Genomic DNA, 19333 nt, shown 5'->3' with positions numbered 1-19333 from the left:
ACCCTTACTTCAAAGTTAAGGGGCGTCCAGACATGACCGATGTTGCATTCGACCGCGCGGTAGCCGATCCCGCGCCGATCCAGCCGGCCTCGCGGCCAAATCTCGACAAGGGCTTCAATCCGCTGACGATGATCCTGTTCTTCGGCATCCTCGCCGCGGGGCTGCTGTTCGTCGCCTACAGCATCTATGTCGACGTCAACGCGACCGGCGCACGCGTGACGAGCTACCTGCCCTACATCCTGTTGTTCGTCGCGCTCCTGATCGCGCTCGGCTTCGAATTCGTCAACGGCTTCCACGACACCGCCAATGCGGTGGCGACCGTGATCTACACCCATTCGCTGCCGGCCGAAGTCGCGGTGATGTGGTCGGGCTTCTTCAACTTCCTCGGCGTGCTCATGTCCTCCGGCGCGGTCGCCTTCGGCATCGTCTCGCTGCTGCCGGTCGAGCTGATCCTGCAGGTCGGCTCCAGCGCCGGCTTCGCGATGGTGTTCGCGCTGCTGATCGCCGCGATCCTGTGGAATCTCGGCACCTGGTTCTTCGGCCTGCCCGCCTCCTCCTCGCACACGCTGATCGGCTCGATCATCGGCGTCGGCGTCGCCAACGCCGTCATGCGCGGCCGCGACGGCACCTCGGGCGTGGACTGGACCAAGGCGACCGAGATCGGCTACGCGCTGCTGCTGTCGCCGCTGTTCGGCTTCATCTGCGCCGCGACGCTGCTGCTGCTGCTCAAGTTCATCGTGCGCAACCCGGCCCTGTATGCTGCGCCCGAAGGCAACAAGGCGCCGCCGCTCTGGATCCGCGGCCTGCTGATCGCGACCTGCACCGGCGTCAGCTTCGCGCACGGTTCGAACGACGGCCAGAAGGGCATGGGCCTGATCATGCTGATCCTGATCGGTACCGTGCCGACCGCCTACGCGCTCAACCGCGCACTGCCGGAATCCCAGGTCGCCCAGTTCCAGAAGGTCTCGGATGCCGCCTCCAAGGTGATCGCGGCCAAGGGTGCCGGTCACTCGATCATCGGCGATCCCCGTCCTGCGGTGACCCAGTACATCACCTCGCACCACATCAGCGAAGGCACCTACCCCTCGCTGTCGGTGCTGGTGAAGGATGTCGGCGACCAGGTCGCGAAATACGGCTCGCTCAACAAGGTGCCGGCGGAAGTGGTCGGCAACACCCGTAACGACATGTACCTGACCTCGGAAGCGATTCGCTTCCTGATGAAGGACAAGGAAAACGACCTCAACAAGGAAGAGGTCGCGACCTTGAACGCCTACAAGGGCGGGCTCGACAGCGCCACGAAGTTCATCCCGACCTGGGTGAAGGTCGCCGTCGCCATCGCGCTCGGCCTCGGCACCATGATCGGCTGGAAGCGCATCGTGATCACGGTCGGCGAGAAGATCGGCAAGAGCCATTTGACCTACGCACAAGGCGCCTCGGCCGAGCTGGTGGCCGCCGCTACGATCGGCGCCGCCGACGTGTTCGGCCTGCCGGTTTCGACCACGCATGTGCTGTCGTCGGGCGTCGCCGGCACCATGGCGGCCAACGGCTCGGGCTTGCAAATGGCGACCATCCGCAATTTGCTGATGGCCTGGGTGCTGACGCTGCCCTGCGCGATCATGCTGTCGGCCACGCTCTACGTGATCTTCTCGCGGATGTTCTGAGAAGAACGACACTCATCAACGCGAATGGCCGGGCTTGTCCCGGCCATTTGCATTCCAGGTTGTCATTCCGGGGCGGTCCGCAGGACCGAACCCGGAATCTCGAGATCCCGGGTTCACCTCTGCGAGGCGCCCCGGGATGACGTCGGTAGTCACGCCGCCAGCGATTCCTCGACCAGCTTGACCCAGTAGGACGTGCCGAACACGATCGCCTCGTCGTTGAAATTGTAGGCAGGGTGATGCAGGCCGGCGCTGTCGCCGTTGCCGCAGAAGATGAAGGCGCCGGGGCGTGCTTCCAGCATATAGGCGAAATCCTCGCCGCCCATCAGCGGCGGCATCTCGTGCACATTGGCATCGCCGGCGACCTGCTTTGCAATGCGTCGCGCCACCTCGGTCTCCGCGGCGTGGTTGTTCACCACAGGGTAATTGCGCTGGTAGCGCAGGTCGATCTTGGCGCCGGTGATCTGCGCGACGCCCGCCACCACCTCATGCACGCGCTTCTCGACCAGCTTGCGCACCTCGGGCGAGAGCGTGCGGATGGTGCCCTTCAGTGTCGCGGTCTGCGGAATGACGTTGCGGGCGTTGCCGGCGTGGAATTCGCAAATCGAGATCACGGCCGATTCCAGCGGATCGACGCTGCGCGCGACGATCGACTGCAGCGCGGTAATCACCTGCGCACCGACCAGGACGGAATCCACGCATTTGTGCGGACGCGCAGCATGACCGCCGAGGCCCTCGATCATGATGTCGACCTCGTCGGTCGCCGCCATGATCGGGCCCGGCCGGATCGCGAACGAGCCGATCGGAATACCGGGGCCATTGTGCATGCCGTAGACCTGCTCGATGCCGAAGCGCTCCATCAGGCCGTCCTTGACCATGGCTGCGCCGCCGGCGCCGCCCTCCTCGGCGGGCTGGAAGATCACGACCGCATCGCCGGCGAAATTGCGGGTTTCGGCGAGGTAGCGGGCGGCCCCCAGCAGCATCGCGGTGTGGCCGTCATGGCCGCAGGCGTGCATCTTGCCCGGGGTCTTGGAGGCGTAAGGCAGGTTGGTCTGCTCCTCGACGGGCAGCGCATCCATGTCGGCGCGCAGGCCGATCGTCTTCAGCCCCTCGCCGGCCGGCTTGCTGCCCTTGATCACGCCGACCACGCCGGTCTGGCCGAGCCCGGTCACGACCTCGTCGCAGCCGAACTCACGCAGCCGGTCCGCAACGAATGCTGCAGTGCGATGAACATCGTACAGCAGCTCGGGATGCTCGTGGATGTCCCGGCGCCAGGCCTGAATATCGGGTTGAAGGTCGGCGACGCGGTTCACGATGGGCATGGAGGGTCTCGAGCTTTGTTGAAAATGCAGGACTGTCTACCATGCAAGCGCCAGTCCACCCAACTGCCGCGGGCCGAGGGTAACCCCTGTCCTCTCGTCATGGCCGGGCTTGGCGCCAGCTTGTCTTGGCCATCCACGTCTGACTATTAGGATAGAAAGCGCGTGGATGCCCGGGACAAGCCCGGACATGACGCGCTGGTTGGGTGGAAGCAGAATGCCGAGACGGCTCGAAGGTGAATTTGACTACATTGTCGTCGGGGCAGGTACGGCGGGCTGCATCGTCGCCAATCGGCTGTCGGCGGATCCCGGCAATCGCGTCCTCGTCCTCGAAGCTGGCGGCGACGACAACTGGATCTGGTTCCACATCCCGGTCGGCTATCTCTTTGCGATCGGCAATCCGCGCTCGGACTGGATGTTCAAGACCGAGGCCGAGCCCGGCCTGAACGGCCGCTCGCTCGCCTATCCCCGCGGCAAGGTGATCGGCGGCTGCTCGGCGATCAATGCCATGATCTCGATGCGCGGCCAGGCCGCCGATTATGATCACTGGCGGCAACTCGGCATGACCGGCTGGGGCTATGACGACGTGCTGCCGCTGTTCAAGAAGCTCGAGGATCACTTCCTCGGCGCCAGCGAGCATCACGGCGCCGGGGGCGGCTGGCGCATCGAGGCGCCGCGGCTGTCATGGGACGTTCTCGATGCCGTCGGCGATGCCGCCGAGGAGATGGGCATCAAGCGCATCCCGGATTTCAACACCGGCGACAATGAAGGCACCAGCTATTTCCACGTCAACCAGAAGCGCGGCCGGCGCTGGTCGTCGGCACGCGGCTTCCTCAAGCCCGCCTTGAGGCGCCCGAACCTGCGGCTCGAGAAGCATGTGCTGGTCGACCGCGTCATCATCGAGCGGGGCCGCGCCGTCGGCGTGCGCTTCATCCAGAACGGCGAGATGATCGAAGCGCGTGCGAAACGCGAAGTGATCCTGTCGGCCGGCTCGATCGGCTCGGTGCAGGTGCTGCATCGCTCCGGTATCGGCCCCGCCGACTGGCTGTCGCCGCTCGGCATCGACATCGTCATGGACAAGCCCGGTGTGGGGCGCAATCTGCAGGACCACCTCCAGCAGCGTGCGATCTACAAGGTCGAGGGCGTGCGCACGCTGAACGAGACCTATTACAATCTGTTCCGCCGCGGCCTGATGGGGCTCGACTACGCCTTCCGCCGCCGCGGTCCCCTGACCATGGCGCCGTCGCAGCTCGGCATCTTCACGCGCTCCGATGCGACACGCGCACGCGCCAACATCCAGTTCCACGTGCAACCGCTGTCGCTCGACAAGTTCGGTGATCCCCTGCACCGTTTCCCCGCCATCACGGTCAGCGCCTGCAATCTGCAGCCGACCTCGCGCGGCACCGTGCGGCTGCGTTCGGCGAGCCCTGACGAGAAGCCGATCATCGCGCCGAATTATCTGTCGACCGACGACGACCGCCAGGTCGGCGCCGACGCCATCCGCACCACGCGCCGCCTGATGCAGCAGAAGGCGCTGGCACGATATCGCCCGAGCGAATATCTGCCGGGTCCCTCCGTCGGCGATGACGACGCCTCGCTCGCAAAGGCTGCCGGCGATATCGGCACCACCATCTTCCACCCCGTCGGCACGGCGAAGATGGGCGCCGTGAGCGATCCGATGGCCGTGGTCGACGAGCGGCTGCGCTTCTATGGCCTCAGCGGCTTGCGCATTGTCGACGCCTCGATCATGCCGACCATCACGTCGGGCAACACCAACACGCCGACGGCGATGATCGCCGAGAAAGGCGCGGCGATGATCTTGGAGGATGCGAAGTAGCATCCTGTCGCCATGATCAATCCCCACCGCTTTTCAATCGGCCCGGCCGCCGCAGAGATCGCCATGCTGCAATGGGGCGAGAGCGGCAAGCCACCTGCCCTGCTCGTTCATGGCACTGGCTTCGTCGCCGACGTCTGGGACGAAGTCGCGCGCGAGCTTGCATCGACCTACACCGTCTATGCACTCGACCGCCGCGGCCACGGCGCCAGCCACAAGCCCGGCGCCTATCATTTCCTGGACTATGCGGAGGATGTTTGCCGGGTGGTCGATGCGATCGGCCTGCGAGACGTCTACGGCATCGGCCACAGTGCGGGCGCGACCGATCTCCTGCTCGCGGCAAAACTCTTGCCCGGACGCTTCACACGCCTGTTCGTGATGGAGCCGACCATCATGGACCCGCGCGCGGCGCGCGCCGGAGGGTTGGACGAGGAATCCTTATCGCGAGTAGAGGGCACGCTACGTCGACGCGCCGAGTTCGACAGTGCCGATGCCGTCTTCGAACGCTATCGCACCGCGCCAGCGTTTGCAGATTGGACCGTGACCTCGCTTCGAGCCTATGTGCGCCACGGCTTCGTGCCGCTGGAGAATGGCCGGGTGCGGCTCTGCTGTACACCGGAGACCGAGGCGGCGATCCTGCGCCCGATCTACGAAGCGATGGCGCAGGTTTACGTTGGCGATGCCCGCGGTAATCCGTTTGGGTTGCTCGCCGAGATCGACTGTCCCGTGCGCGTCACGACCGCTGCGAAGTCGGGGCCGATCTATTGGGAGATGGCGCGGCGCGCGGTGTCGCTGATTCCGCAGGTCAGCACGATGGTGTTCGAGGACGCCGGGCATTGTGTGGCGCAGGAAGCGCCCACGGCCGTGGTGGAGGCTGTGCGAGAATTCGCGAAGTAGGTCTCGTGCCCCGGACGCGGCGCGCCACGCAGTGGTGCGCCGCTGAGCCGGGGCCCATCTCACCGCGTAACGTGAGGCCTTCCGGGTCCCGGCTCTGCAACGCATCACCAAGAGGTGCTGCGTTGCGTCCGGGACACGAGCCGCCCTCACGAAATCGTCATCACCTCCCGCGAATAAGTCCCCTCCTCCCCCAATCACCTCTCCGACGCCCAATTCCGGGCAAGCGGAGATGCGCGATGAGCGGACATGATCACGGCGACGACGGCGTCAGCCGCCGCAAGGTGCTGGAATGCATGACCTGGGCCGGCACCGGGGTGCTCTGGACGGTCACCGGCGGCGTGCCGCGCTCGCTCGGCATCATCGATTCCGCGCAGGCCGCGACCGCGGCCGTGCCCGGCATGAGCTTCCTCCAGATCAGCGACAGCCATGTCGGCTTCGACAAGCCGGCCAATCCCAACGCACTCGGCACGCTGGAGGAGGCTGTGGGCAAGATCAACGCGATGCCGGCCAAACCGTCCTTCATGATCCACACTGGCGACATCACCCATCTGTCCAAGGCCGCCGAATTCGACAATGCCGAGCGCATCATCTCGCAGAGCAAGCTCGACGTGCACTACGTACCGGGCGAACACGACTTCCTCGACGAGGAGGTGAAATTTTATCGCGAGCGTTACGGGCGCGGCACCAAGGGCCAGGGTTGGTACTCGTTCGACGCCGGCGGCGTGCACTTCATCGGCCTCGTCAACGTCGTCGACCTCAAGGCCGGGGGTCTTGGCAATCTCGGCGCCGAGCAGCTCGCCTGGCTCCAGGACGATCTGCGCGGCAAGTCGAAATCGACACCGATCGTGCTGTTCGCGCACATCCCGCTCTGGACCGTCTATCCGGAATGGGGCTGGGGCACCGAAGACGGCGGCCGCGCGCTGGAACAGGTGAAAGGCTTCGGCTCGGTCACCGTGCTGAACGGCCACATCCACCAGGTGATGCAGAAGGTCGAGGGTAACGTCACCTTCCACACCGCGCGCTCGACTGCTTTCCCGCAGCCAGCGCCGGGAGCTGCCCCCTCGCCCGGACCGATGAAGGTTGAGGACACAAAACTGCGCTCCATGCTCGGCGTTGCCAGCATCAACTTCAAGCAGAACGAGCAGCGGCTCGCGATCATCGACACGCCGCTCCAGGGCTAGGGTGGAAGCTGACAATGAAGACACTCAACCGCCGCGACTTCGGCGTCGATCTCGGACTTGCTCTGGCCGCGGCCATCCTGCTGCCCGCAACAAAGGCCCGTGCCGACGACATGGACATTCATATCGACAATTTCGTGTTCCAGCCGGCCGAGCTCAAGATCAAGACCGGCACCACCGTGACCTGGACCAACCGGGACGACATTCCGCACACCATCGTGTCGGTCGGCAAGTTCAGGTCCAAGACCCTGGACACCGACGACAAGTTCTCGTTCACCTTCATCAACGCGGGCGACTACAAATATTTTTGTTCGCTGCACCCGCACATGACGGGGATGATCAAGGTTGAGTAACGTCTCCAACCAAGGCATCAACGCCTTGCCCGGCCGGTGGTCCCACGCCGGCCGGGCTCCTGCGTCCCCGGCGACATCAGGCGAAACGGCAAAGCGAGCGGCGATGCCACCGACAAGCGACGATCCAGACAAGGCCCGGCGTTTTCGCGAAGCGGCGCTGCCCCATCTCGACGACGTCTACACGCTCGCGCGCTATCTGCTGCGCGACGCCTCCGATGCGGAAGATGCGGTGCAGGAGTGCTATCTGCGCGCGCTGAAGCACTTCGACAGCTATCGCGGGCCGGCGATGAAGCCATGGCTGTTCGCGATCCTGCGCAACGTCTGCAACGCAGAATACGCCCGTCGTGCGCACAGGCCCAGCGCGTTCGAGGATACGCCCGGCGCCGCCGAGCAGACGCCGATCTGGCAGGAGAGCGAGGCGAGCCCGGAGACCGAAGTGCTGCGCAGCCGCGATGCCGGCGCCATCCGCAAGCTGATCGAGGCGCTCGCCGAACCGTTCAAGGAAACCTTCGTGCTGCGCGAGATCAACAACCTGTCCTATCGTGAAATCGCAGAAGCCGTCGGCGCGCCCATCGGCACCGTGATGTCCCGCCTCGCTCGCGCCCGTGCCCTGCTGCGCGCGGCCTGGACGGCGGAAGAGGAGCAAGCGAAATGACCTGCGACGAAGCAAGGATCATGCTTCACGCGCTGCTGGACGGCGAGCTCGACGCCGGCCATGCGCGCGAGGTCGAAGCCCATATCGCGGGCTGCCCCGGGTGCGCTGCGGAATTGGCCGCACAGCGCGAAATGCAGCGCGTGCTTGCCGACACCAATTTGCGCTACGTCGCGCCCACCAGCCTGCGCAACAAGATCGAGGCCTCGCTGCCGAAGCCGCAGCCCCAGCCGAGCCGCCGCTCCGTGCTGCGCGGCTTTGCGATGGGCTCGGCGGTCTCCGCGCTCGCGGCAACCGGAATCGTCGCCATCGTGCTGCGCCAGGACGACCAGCAGCGCATCCTCTCGGAGGTCGTCTCCGCGCATCTGCGCTCGCTGCAGGCCGGCCACCTCACCGACGTGGTCTCGACCGACCAGCACACCGTCAAGCCGTGGTTCAACGGCAAGCTCGACGTCGCCCCGCCCGTGATCGACCTCACCGCGCAGGGTTTTAGGCTGGTCGGAGGCCGGCTCGACTATATCGACGCCCGCGCCATCGGCGCCGTCGTCTACAAGCGTCGCCAGCACGTCATCAACCTGTTCGTGGCACAGACATCGAGCACCGAGCACCAGCCGCCGAAGACCCAGACCATGCAGGGCTTCAATTGCCGCCGCTGGGGCGAGCGCGGCCTGAACTTCTGGGCCGTCAGCGACATCGGCGCCGACGAGCTCGCCGAGTTCGTCGACAAGTTCGAGGCGGCGATGAAGTCGAATGTGGAGGGGTAGATCTTGCTACACCGTCATTGCGAGGAGCTCGCGACAAAATTGCGAAGCAATTTTGCGCTGGAGCGACGAAGCAATCCCCAGGTTGCCTTCGCAGAGACAGTCTGGATTGCTTCGCTTCGCTCGCAATGACGATTGTCGAAATGGCTCGGCCGAAGTCAGGCCGACCGTCGCACCGCGTTGTCCACCAGCGTTTTGCCGAGCGACCAGATCGCGCCGGGGACCTTGTGGCTGCCGGCGATGACGTCGTCGAACGCCTTCTCGATCCAGCTGCAGTCTTCCTCGGTGATGGTGAGAGGCGGCAGCAGCTTGATGGTGTGGCTGCCGTGACCGGCGACCTGGGTCAGGATCTTGTGATCCTTGAACAGCGGCACGGTGATGAGCTGGCAGAACAGGCCCTTGTTGGCGGTCTCCAGCACGTTCCAGGAGGCGCGCAGCCGCAGCGATTTCGGCGGGCCGAACTCGACGCCGATCATCAGACCCTTGCCGCGCACTTCCTTCATCAGCTCATAGCCGGGCACCATGCGCGTCAGTGCGAGGCGCAGCTCGGCGCCGCGCTTGGCGGCAGACTCGATCAGCTTCTCGGATTCCATCACGTCCAGCGTGGCGATGCCCGCGGCCATCGCGAGGTCGTTCTTGGAGAAGGTGGAGCCGTGCACCACCGCGCGGTCCATCTGGTTGAAGATCTTGTCGAAGATGGCCTTGCGCGTCAGCACCGCGCCAACCGGCACGTGGCCACCCGACAGCGACTTCGACAGCAGCACCATGTCGGGCTCGACGTTCCAGTGCTCGACCGCGAGGAAACGGCCGGTACGGCCCATGCCGGTCTGGATTTCGTCGGCGACGAACAGCGTGCCGTATTTCTTGCATAGTGCGGCCGCGCCCGGCAGGAACTCGTCGGTGGGCATGTTGACGCCCTTGCCCTGGATCGGCTCGACCACGAAGGCTGCGACCTCACGCGAGGCCAGTGCCTTTTCCAGCGCGGCCAGATCGTTGAACGGGATCGAGGTGCAGCCGGGCAGCAGCGGCTCGAAGCCGGTGCGGAAATTCGAATCGCCCGTCAGCGACAGCGCGCCATAGGTCAGGCCATGATAGCCGTGGGCGCAGTAGACGATGCCCGGGCGGCCGGTGGCGCCGCGCGCGAACTTGATCGCAGCTTCGACGCATTCGGCGCCGGAATTGGCGAAGAACGCCTTGTCCAGATAGGGGACATATTTCAGCAGCCGCTCGGCGAGCACGCCGGCGAGCACGGAGACGTCGAACTGGACGAGGTTGGGCAGGTCGGCATCGAGCACGCTCTTGAGCGCGTCGCGCATGACCGGGTGATTGCGCCCGATCGCGAACACGCCAAAGCCGGACAGCAAGTCGAGATATCGCGCGCCGTCGCGATCGTACAGATACTGCCCCTGCCCCTTCTGGAAGCCGACATCGTAGCCGATGGTCTTGAGGACCCGAACGAACTGCTCGTTCAGATACCGATTATGCAGGGTGCTGCGCTGGGCCTGACGGTCCGCGAAAAGCTCAGACATGTCTGGATTTGGGCTGTGCATCCGTTACATACTTCGGTTGAGGGCCGTCTCGTCAACTGAAAAGGGACCGTTACTGAAAACGGTCTGTGCGGCCTTTTGCCCTTTTTCGGACCATCTTCGCAAGCACAGCTTTAGCCCATGTTGCACTGCCAAGGAACTATCATGCGTTTAGCCCTTTACACCGGACTAATACTGGCTGGCGGTTACACCTGCCTGACCCCGGCGCTCGCCGCCGATCCCACCGGCGACTGGCGGGTTGCCGACGGCGTCGCCAACATTCGCGTCGCCCAATGCAATGGCAGCATGTGGGGCGCCGTTTCCTGGGAAAAGCAGCCCGGCGGCCGCGACGAGAACAATCCGGATGCCTCGAAAAAGACCAGGCCGACACTGGGCATGGCGACGCTGATCGACATGAAGAAGAAACCCGGCGCCGATCAGTGGGAAGGGCAGGTCTACAACGCCAAGGACGGCCAGCTCTATAGCGCGACCATCACGCCGGCCGGCGCCGACCAGCTCGAAATCAAGGGCTGCGTAATGGGCTTCCTCTGCGGCGGCGAGACCTGGACGCGAGTCGGCCCGCCGATCCCCTCGAGCACCGCCAATGCCATGGCCAAGGGTGCGCCCAAGTCCACCGGCGCGGCACCGAAGGCTCAGGGCACGATGGGCGCGACAGCGGCGCCTGCTCCGGCTGCGGCGGCCCCGAAGAGCGCCACCGCCCCCGCAAAGCCGAGTCAGAAGGGTTCCGCCGACCCGGTCGGCGACATCTGCCTACTCCCTGAGATTGCGGGGTTTGCCCATTAGGGCCGGCTGGAACAGCAACACGGCGGCGAGCGTCGTCACCAGCGAAAGTGCCAGCAGCTTGCCCATGCTTGACGTGCCGGGATGGCTCGACAGCCACAGGCTGCCGAACGCGGTCGCCGTCGTCAGTGCACTGAAAAAGATTGCGCGCGTCAGGCTGGTCTGGAGCAGATTTGTCCTGCCCGAGCGCCAGGCCACGACATAGTAGATCTTGAAGGCGACGCCGACGCCGAGCAGCAGCGGGAACGCGACGATGTTGGCGAAGTTGAGCGGCAGGCCGATCAACACGCAGATCTCGAGCGTCACCGCGCCGGCAACCAGGAGCGGCACCAGCGTCATCAGCACGTCGACGAAGCGGCGCAGCGTGATCCACAGCAAGAGGCCGATCACCAGCAGCGCGTAGATGCCGGCGTGGATGAATGCCTTCACCACGGTATCGCCGGATTTCAGGATCGAGACCGGCCCGCCGATCGCGGTCGGCTCGGCAACGAGCACCGCCGCCGCAAATCTGCGCAGCGTGTCGTTGTCGTTGGGATCGCCCTTGGGCAGCGCCTCGACGCGGATGATGCCGTCCTTGCTCTTCCAGGCGCTGACGAGATCGGATGGCAGTGAACTCAGGGTGACGGGCCCGGCCTGCATCGCGTTCCTGAGCTGGTCAAACACGACCTTCATCGGCGTGACGAACACGTCCTGCGCCTTGTTGCGCGTGGCCTCGTCGCCATTGGCGAGCTTTTCGAGCGCGTCTGCCAGACGGCGCGAGGCGATCGAGCCCGGCCCCTTCGCATCGCCCGCGGTCCGGCGCAGATTGTCGACCGAGGATTTCAGCGCCTCGACGTTTTCCTTGTCGGTCGGCGCCGCATCGATCTGATCAGGGTTGAGTGCGGGGTTCAGCACCTTGGCGCCCTGCGCGAGCAGCTTCAGCTTCGGCGGCTGATCCTGGGGCACGAAGCTGTTGAGCGACATCACCCGGAGCACCTCGGGGACTTTCTCGAGCTTCGCCTCGACCTGCCTTGCCTGCTCCTCGGACGTGGTCATCACGTTGATGGCATTGGCGCCGGTGTTGGGATCCTTGCGCAGGTCGAGGAAGGTCGCGATCGATTCCGCCCTCGGGTTGCGCAGGTTCATCGGATTGAAGTCGAACTTCATGAAATAGAGCAGCGGCAGGCCGGCGAGCGCCAGCAGCAGCGTGCCGCCCACGACCAGCACGCGGTGCTTCTCCAGAAAGTGATCGAGCGGCGCCAGGAAGGCGTAGCCGACCGGCTCCTTCTCGCCGGGCGGGTTCAGCAGCTTCAGCATGGCCGGCAGAACGGTGATCGAGGAGAGGAACGCCACCAGCATGCCGACGCCGGCGATCTGGCCCAGCTCCGCGATGCCCTTGTAGTCGGTCGGCATGAAGCAAAGGAAGCCGGCCGCAGTCGCCATCGCCGCGAGCGACAGCGGCACCGCCGAGCGCTTCGCCGCCAGCACCAGCGCGCCCGAAAGGTCGTTGTGCTTGAAGCGCTCCGAGCGGTAGCGGACGCTGTACTGGATGCCGAAATCGACGCCGAGGCCGACGAAGAGCACAGCGAACGCGATCGACAGCAGATTGAACGATCCGACCATCATCAGGCCGGCCGCGGTCGTCAGCGCAAGGCCGACGAAGAGATTGACGAACACCGCGAAGATGATCTTCGCCGAATGCAGCGCCAGCCACAGGATCAGCAGCACGACGAGAACCGTGCCGACGCCGTTGACGACGGCGCCTTCCTGAACCGTGGCGTATTCCTCGTTGGCGATCGGGATTGGGCCGGTGAGCCGCACCCGCGCCTGGTATTTGGTCGGAAAATCGAGATCGGCCGCGGCCTTGCGGATCGCGTCGGTGGCATCCTTGCCGGGCTCCAGCGCGTTGTAGTCGAGGATCGGCTTGAACTCGATGAAGGCGCGCTTGTCCGAATCCTTCAGCGGCTCGTCGCTGACGAGCTCGCGCCAGGAGAAGCTCGCATTGCCCTTGTTGAGCACGGTCTCGACCGTCTGCGCGATCAGGTTGAACGGACGCTCGGTGTTGTCGAGCTTGACCTGGCCGCGCTTGACGCCGGCAAGTCCCGTCTCCAGCGCGCCGGTCAGGCCGCGGATCGAGGGATCGCCAGCCATGATCTCGATCAGGGGCGCTGCAGATTCGAATTGGCTGGTGATCTTGCCGACCTCTTCGGTCGGCAGGAACAACAGTCCGTTCTTTTCGAAGAACTCGCCGCTGCCGAGTTGCTGCAGAGACTGGAAGTTGGTCTTGTCGTCCTTCAGCCTGGCATAGAGCGCGTCGGCCGCTGCGCTCGTCATCTCCGGGGTCCGGGCCTCGACCACAGCGAGGATCGTTTCGTTTTGATCGAACGCCTTGTCGAACTGCTGGTCACGCTTGCGCCAGTCGAGATTCTGGGAAATCAGCGAATTGATGTCGGTGTTGATGGCGAAGTGGTGCGCAGCGTAATAGCCCGCTCCCACCGACAGCAGGAGCCCGAGAACGACGACGAGGGAGGCAAACCGGGTGCAGGCCCTGACGATGGCAACGACTACGCTTTGCAGCACTTCTTTTCTTTCTGCGGTTAACAGCTTTGCCGGAAACGCCCGCTGTTTATCGGAGTTCCCGGGCGAAACCTATTGCTGTTTTGAGAGGCTCTCGCCGCCAGAAGGTTCGAGGTAAACGGCGGAAGACCGTGGCAAAATCATGCGGGGCGGTCGGTATAGCCGGGGAGTTGAGGCGGGAACGTGACCAAGGGCTGGTCACTGATGTCGCTGGCTTGCATACACCCTCGTCTCTACTATATTACCGCAAAATTGGCCTAGCGGGGAACCCGGGTCCATTCGGACTTTCCTTACCGCCGATTTTTTGACACAAAGTATTGCGCCTCCATGCGCCGGAGCCCCGACGGGGGTGGGTGGCTACCGCGTGCGGGGACCGATGGTGCGGATATTGCAACGCATTGGTCAGTATCGGGGTGCCGCCGGGAACTTGCGAAGCGGATTGGTGCAACTTGCGTGATGGACGTCCAATGGAAGTTTATCTGGCGCAGCCGCGCGGCTTCTGCGCGGGCGTGGTGCGTGCGATCGAGATCGTGGAACGGGCGCTGGAGAAGTACGGCCCGCCCGTCTACGTGCGCCATGAGATCGTGCACAACAAGTACGTCGTCGAGAGCCTGAAGAACAAAGGGGCAATCTTCGTCGAGGAGCTGTCCGAGGTCCCGCCGAAGGCGGTGACGGTCTTCAGCGCTCACGGCGTCGCCCGCAGCGTCGAGGAGGAGGCCGCCGCGCGCGACCTTCCCGTGCTCAATGCCACCTGCCCGCTGGTCACGAAAGTTCACAATCAGGGGAAGCGCTACATCACCAGGGGCCGCACACTTATCCTGATCGGCCATGCCGGCCACCCCGAGGTCGAGGGCACGATGGGCCAGGTTCCCGCCCCCGTGCTGCTTGTCCAAAGCGTTCAAGAGGTTACGGCCCTGACGCTGCCGGCCGATACGCCAGTGGCCTACATCACCCAGACCACCCTGTCGGTCGACGACACCAAGGATATCATCGCGGCCCTTCAGACCCGCTTTACAGATATTCAAGGTCCGGATATCCGGGATATCTGCTATGCGACACAGAACCGCCAATCTGCGGTAAGGGACTTGAGCAAGCTGGTCGACGTGATCTTGGTGGTGGGCGCTGCCAATAGCTCGAATTCGAACCGGCTTCGCGAAATCGGCACCGAAGCCGGCGTCGCGAGTTATTTGATTGCCGACGGCAGCGAGCTCAATCCGGAGTGGTTGAAGAATGCCAGGACTGTCGGCATCACGGCCGGCGCTTCGGCGCCTGAGGTACTCGTGGATGACGTGATCGAAGCGATGCGGCGAATCGGACCGGTCAAGGTCCAGGTACTGCCGGGCCGCGAGGAAAACATCGAATTCCGGCTTCCGGCCCAATTGGCTGCGAGCTGACCCACCCGAATTCCAAGCCCAGAAAGAAACTTTGTAATGGCTATCCCCTTCTTCAAGGAAATGCGTATCGGCGCCTATCTGCTCAAGCAGAAAATGCTTGGCCGCAAACGCTATCCTCTCGTGCTGATGCTGGAGCCGCTGTTTCGCTGCAACCTCGCCTGTGTCGGCTGCGGCAAGATCGATTATCCCGATGCGATCCTCAACCGCCGCATGACGGCGCAGGAGTGCTGGGACGCGGCCGACGAGTGCGGCGCGCCGATGGTCGCCATTCCCGGCGGCGAGCCGCTGATCCACAAGGAGATCGGCGAGATCGTGCGCGGCCTCGTTGAGCGCAAGAAGTTCGTCTCGCTCTGCACCAACGCGCTGCTGCTCGAGAAGAAGCTCGATCTGTTCGAGCCCTCCCCTTATCTGTTCTTCTCCGTGCATCTCGACGGCCTGAAGGACCACCACGACAAGGCGGTGTCGCAGAAGGGCGTGTTCGACCGCGCCGTCTCCGCGATCAAGGCGGCCAAGGCGCGCGGCTTCACCGTCAACGTCAACGCCACCATCTTCGACGGCCATCCGGCCGAGGAGATCGCGAAATTCCTGGACCTCACCGTCGAGCTCGGTGTCGGCGTCTCGATGTCGCCGGGCTACGCCTATGAGCGCGCGCCGGACCAGGAGCACTTCCTCAACCGCACCAAGACCAAGAAGCTGTTCCGCGACGTCTTTGCGATGGGCAAGGGCAAGAAGTGGAATTTCATGCATTCCGGCCTGTTCCTGGACTTCCTCGCCGGCAACCAGGAATACGAGTGCACGCCGTGGGGCATGCCCGCGCGCAACATCTTCGGCTGGCAGAAGCCCTGCTATCTGCTCGGTGAAGGCTACGCAAAGACCTTCAAGGAGCTGATGGACACCACCGACTGGGAAACCTACGGCACCGGCAAGTACGAGAAGTGCGCCGACTGTATGGCCCATTGCGGCTACGAGCCGACGGCGGCGACCGCCGCCCTCAACAACCCGATCAAGGCGATGTGGGTGTCGCTGCGCGGCATCAGGACCTCCGGTCCGATGGCGCCGGAGATCGACATGAGCAAGCAGCGCCCGGCGCAGTACATCTTCTCGGCGGAAGTGCAGAAGCGCCTGTCGGAGATCCGCAAGGACGAGGCCGAGGCCGCGCAGGCGAAGGCCGCGCAGAAGGCTTCGACTGCGGCTTAAGCGGGACAATCAACTCTCACCACGAAGGCCCGGCCGCGATCGCGACCGGGCCTTCTCTTTTGTGGGTCGTTGTGCCGGCGGTCCGTGTCCCGGACGCGCTGCAGCGCTCTTTGCGCTGCTGCGCAGAGCCGGGACCCAGCAGCCGCGTGCCGTGTCGATGCATGGGCCCCGGCTCTGCAGCGCATCGTCGAAGGGACGCTGCGCTGCGTCCGGGGCACGAGAGGAGATCGAGTCATTCTCCCTCGCCGTCATTGCGAGCGCAGCGAAGCAATCCAGAATCTTTCCGCGGAGACAGCCTGGATTGCTTCGCTGCGCTCGCAATGACGGAGTGTGCGGCAGCAGCTTGCTCTTGCCGTTCGCGCTCTCCATCGCAGACACACCTTCGCATTCCCGCGGCTTCTTTCGCCCGAGTTTTGCTGATCGTCGCCGCCCTCAACTGGACCAGAGGGCGCAGGGAAGGCCGGGCGCCGGCGGCACCCGCGGTCCGCGTGCATGGAAAACGCACACGGGGTGGACTACAGGTGTTGCCGGTCGCCCGGCCTTCCCTGCGCGGATGGTTTTAACGGTGTCCTTCGTGCTCTCCCCGGGGAGCGTTGCACTATTGCCCCCGTCACCTTGCAGCTGATCGATGTGCGCACCGGTTGGCCGCCACATCACCGCAAGCCTTGACGCCAGAACCCCGGGCGTCAGGACCACACGACTTCTCCGTCCGCGGACGGCCCTGCCTCAGTATCCGGGGCTCCATGTGCGTGCCCCCGACCATCAACAAGACCGCTGTGACCGCGCCGTGTCGTACCGCGTCGCGCATGACTCAACGGTCTCCCGCCCCTGTCATCGCCTTCCACGCCGGCGCTACCGCGTCCACCGCACCCCGGCCCGCATCTCGTGACGATCGCGAAGCGCCCCTCTGGGAGGGCCGGGATGACCGCTAGATGCCACAAATCCGAAATTCTGGAAAGTGGAATATTTTTACGGGAAGGGATTGACGGGTGCTGGGGTGTTTTGCCCGACGGGTCATTTCGACCCGCCGCTTGCCGCGCCACTCGCCGCCATTCCACGCGCAGCACGAACCCAGCATCCATCGCGCGTGCCCTGCGGCCCTCCCGGATTCCGTCAGCAACTCGATAAAACATCCCCCGACATCAATCGATAGGTTTCGCTTCGCTCTACCTATCCTACCATCTAAGATCGCAGCAGGTTTCAATCCTGGAGTCCTGGCCTTGCGCGTCTTGTTTCTCATGCTGGCACTGCTGGTCGCAGGCCCATCCGCGAAATCCGATGCTCAGCCATTTCACGCAGGCGTCACGCGCATCACGGTGCAGGACACTATCCCCTTTGACGCATTGGTTGCGTATCCGACCGACGTGGCCGAACCTCCCTTTCAGGATGGCCCCCACATTGTTGCCGCTGGTCGTGACGCGCCGATAGCGGCCGGAGCACGTTTTCCGATCGTGCTTTTTTCGCACGGCGGAGGAGGAACGATCAAAGCGGGTGGCACTCCCCTGCCCTATGCCGATCTTTTGACGTCGTTGGCGCGAGAAGGTTTTGTCGTGGTCGCGCCGTTTCACCCGGGATCCAAGCGTCCTCGCGAGGCGCTCGAAGATCGACCACGCCAGATCCACAAGGCGCTCGATGCCATGTTGGCCGATCCCCGCTTCGCGACGCATGCCGATCCAACTCGCCTTGGCATGATGGGATTCTCTTACGGCGGCGCTGTCACACTGATCGTTGCGGGCGCAGCTCCCAGCCTGGCTCACTTGGCGACCTACTGCCGAGACCGCACAGACGACCCGTTGGCCTGCGACGGCGTCCCGACTGACGGCTCCCTGGCCAACGCCGTCGGCAGGAGATCGCCGGATGCGCTCGCCGTGAAAGCACTCGTGCTGTTGGAGCCGTGGGGCTCCTTGTTCGATCGGGACGGGTTAGCGTCGCTGGAAATGCCGACGTTGCTCTATCGTGCGGAGAGCAGTGCTCTCAAGGCTGACGGCAATATCCTCGCTCTTGCGGCGGGATTGCCTCGTCCGCCGCGGCAAGAGACCATACCGGGCGGCCATTTCATATTTTTCGGACCATGCCCTCCCGCGCTGGAAGCTGAGGCGCCCGCCGTCTGCAAGGATGCTCCCGGCGTCGACCGGGCAGCGGTCCACCGACGGATCAAGGTTGAGATCGGGGACTTCCTGCACCGGAATCTGTAGCTGGACAGATCGAGCTTTTGGCGAAACCCACCCTCACCAATCGATGGGTTTCGCCGCAGCGAAACCCATCCTACGAGCCAAGAGTTTGCCGATGTTAGTAGCCGCCTATGAATTTGCTAAGGAGCGCTTGCCGGCGTCGCGCTTTCGAAGCGCAGCAAGAGCATTTTTCGCGATCTTGCCGGGGCCAATTGGAGGGGTCATTAACGCTCAATCGAATGCTCAGCCCCTTCCCGTCGGTCATGTGCAGGGAATAGGACATATCCTGACTTGCTCAGTTAGGCGGCGACAAGCTCAAACTGGTCGGGATATCGCCGTGCGAGCAATGGCCGTCGCGCTGATCTCGTTCTCATTGCTTGCGTGCGGTGTATCGCCTTCCGTGGCTCAGGAGGACCAGAGCCTCCCCCATTTCATCTGGCAGAGAGACAAATCCAACGGGATGGAAATCGCGATGTCGAAAGGCGAGCCAACCTTCAATTTCTTTGATGTCGGCGACCTTTCGCCGAACAGTCTCTACCTCGTTCAACACGTTCTCGGTGACATCTCGCGCGCTGCTGGAAAGAAGGTCGATCGGAGCCTGACGAGCTCTTCAATCGCGGTGTTTCATGACACGAACGTGTTTCTTCGTTTGAAGAATGACAGAGCCGCCTTCACGACCATGGGAATCCCGGATCATGTTATTGATGATCTCACAGGGCGAATTACTGACGACGCAAGATGCCTCTCAAATACTCGAACGGACGCCAAGGGCAATGTCATATTCACGGTGATTCTCTTGTCCGAGAAATTCCATGATTGCCTGATCGGCGGATTGTATTACTCATTTGGCGTTCGTGCGTCGAACGTCAGTATTGCGACGCTCCTTAGCGTTTGCATTCTATACGAGGGACGAAATCGCGGTCTTCGCGATCGCCAAAGTCTTTCCCGGGAAGCCCCGAAACTTCGCGATCTGTGCCTGGCCAAGGCTGAAGCGCACAGCCCGGATGGGTAGAGCGAAGCGAAGCGCATCCCACTT

The 19333-nt window shown here is 63.8% G+C and carries 15 protein-coding genes; 12 read left to right on the top strand and 3 right to left on the bottom strand.

The window, feature by feature from the left end:
• Positions 1–32: 32 nt before the first annotated feature.
• Complete coding sequence (locus XH81_RS24625; protein WP_028143199.1) at positions 33–1661, top strand: inorganic phosphate transporter; 1629 nt, start codon at positions 33–35, stop codon at positions 1659–1661.
• Between the two features lie 149 nt (positions 1662–1810).
• On the opposite strand, the gene XH81_RS24620 is transcribed toward XH81_RS24625, so the two are convergent.
• On the bottom strand, positions 1811–2980 hold the full coding sequence (locus tag XH81_RS24620) for a M20 aminoacylase family protein (protein WP_028143200.1): 1170 nt from the start codon (positions 2978–2980) through the stop codon (positions 1811–1813).
• 214 nt (positions 2981–3194) lie between these two features.
• Between XH81_RS24620 and XH81_RS24615 the strand changes: the two genes are divergently transcribed.
• The 6 genes from XH81_RS24615 to XH81_RS24590 all read left to right on the top strand — a co-directional run bounded on the left by XH81_RS24615 (position 3195) and on the right by XH81_RS24590 (position 8655).
• Complete coding sequence (locus XH81_RS24615; RefSeq protein ID WP_028143201.1) at positions 3195–4814, top strand: GMC family oxidoreductase; 1620 nt, start codon at positions 3195–3197, stop codon at positions 4812–4814.
• Between the two features lie 12 nt (positions 4815–4826).
• The gene (locus tag XH81_RS24610; RefSeq protein ID WP_038947795.1) at positions 4827–5708 is read left to right on the top strand and encodes an alpha/beta fold hydrolase; all 882 of its coding nucleotides are present in this window, start codon (positions 4827–4829) and stop codon (positions 5706–5708) included.
• A gap of 236 nt (positions 5709–5944) precedes the next feature.
• Positions 5945–6889 carry a metallophosphoesterase family protein gene (locus XH81_RS24605; RefSeq protein WP_028143203.1) on the top strand — a complete coding sequence of 315 codons (945 nt, stop codon included), beginning with the start codon at positions 5945–5947 and terminating at the stop codon, positions 6887–6889.
• Between the two features lie 14 nt (positions 6890–6903).
• Positions 6904–7239, top strand: coding sequence for a cupredoxin domain-containing protein (locus XH81_RS24600; RefSeq protein WP_028143204.1), 336 nt, complete (start codon positions 6904–6906; stop codon positions 7237–7239).
• Between the two features lie 103 nt (positions 7240–7342).
• The gene (locus XH81_RS24595) at positions 7343–7894 is read left to right on the top strand and encodes a sigma-70 family RNA polymerase sigma factor (protein ID WP_028143205.1); all 552 of its coding nucleotides are present in this window, start codon (positions 7343–7345) and stop codon (positions 7892–7894) included.
• Positions 7891–8655, top strand: a complete 765-nt coding sequence (locus XH81_RS24590; RefSeq protein WP_028143206.1) for an anti-sigma factor family protein — start codon at positions 7891–7893, stop codon at positions 8653–8655. The genes XH81_RS24595 and XH81_RS24590 overlap by 4 nt, the downstream gene beginning before the upstream one ends.
• Positions 8656–8810: 155 nt before the next feature.
• On the opposite strand, the gene hpnO is transcribed toward XH81_RS24590, so the two are convergent.
• Complete coding sequence (hpnO, locus tag XH81_RS24585) at positions 8811–10202, bottom strand: aminobacteriohopanetriol synthase HpnO (RefSeq protein WP_018315705.1); 1392 nt, start codon at positions 10200–10202, stop codon at positions 8811–8813.
• Positions 10203–10343: 141 nt separating this feature from the next.
• Here hpnO and XH81_RS24580 point away from each other — a divergent pair, with 141 nt between their 5' ends.
• On the top strand, positions 10344–10982 hold the full coding sequence (locus XH81_RS24580; protein ID WP_028143207.1) for a DUF2147 domain-containing protein: 639 nt from the start codon (positions 10344–10346) through the stop codon (positions 10980–10982).
• On the opposite strand, the gene XH81_RS24575 is transcribed toward XH81_RS24580, so the two are convergent.
• Positions 10950–13538, bottom strand: a complete 2589-nt coding sequence (locus XH81_RS24575) for an MMPL family transporter (RefSeq protein ID WP_271596398.1) — start codon at positions 13536–13538, stop codon at positions 10950–10952. The two genes, XH81_RS24580 and XH81_RS24575, sit on opposite strands and share 33 nt — an antisense overlap.
• Positions 13539–14002: 464 nt before the next feature.
• On the opposite strand from XH81_RS24575, the gene ispH reads away from it, so the two are divergent.
• From ispH to XH81_RS24555, 4 genes are all read left to right on the top strand, one after another.
• Positions 14003–14929 (top strand): 4-hydroxy-3-methylbut-2-enyl diphosphate reductase, encoded by a 927-nt coding sequence (ispH, locus tag XH81_RS24570; protein WP_028143209.1) that lies wholly within the window; start codon positions 14003–14005, stop codon positions 14927–14929.
• A gap of 36 nt (positions 14930–14965) precedes the next feature.
• Positions 14966–16126 (top strand): adenosyl-hopene transferase HpnH, encoded by a 1161-nt coding sequence (gene hpnH / locus XH81_RS24565; RefSeq protein WP_271596397.1) that lies wholly within the window; start codon positions 14966–14968, stop codon positions 16124–16126.
• A gap of 1220 nt (positions 16127–17346) precedes the next feature.
• Positions 17347–18321, top strand: a complete 975-nt coding sequence (locus XH81_RS24560; RefSeq protein WP_095424633.1) for an alpha/beta hydrolase family protein — start codon at positions 17347–17349, stop codon at positions 18319–18321.
• 91 nt (positions 18322–18412) lie between these two features.
• On the top strand, positions 18413–19309 hold the full coding sequence (locus tag XH81_RS24555) for a hypothetical protein (protein ID WP_271596396.1): 897 nt from the start codon (positions 18413–18415) through the stop codon (positions 19307–19309).
• Positions 19310–19333: the final 24 nt, after the last annotated feature.

This window comes from Bradyrhizobium sp. CCBAU 25360, assembly GCF_028128695.1.
Classification (GTDB): domain Bacteria; phylum Pseudomonadota; class Alphaproteobacteria; order Rhizobiales; family Xanthobacteraceae; genus Bradyrhizobium; species Bradyrhizobium ottawaense.
The sequence above is the reverse complement of the archived record's forward strand: the minus strand, read 5'-3'. Positions and strand labels throughout refer to the sequence as shown.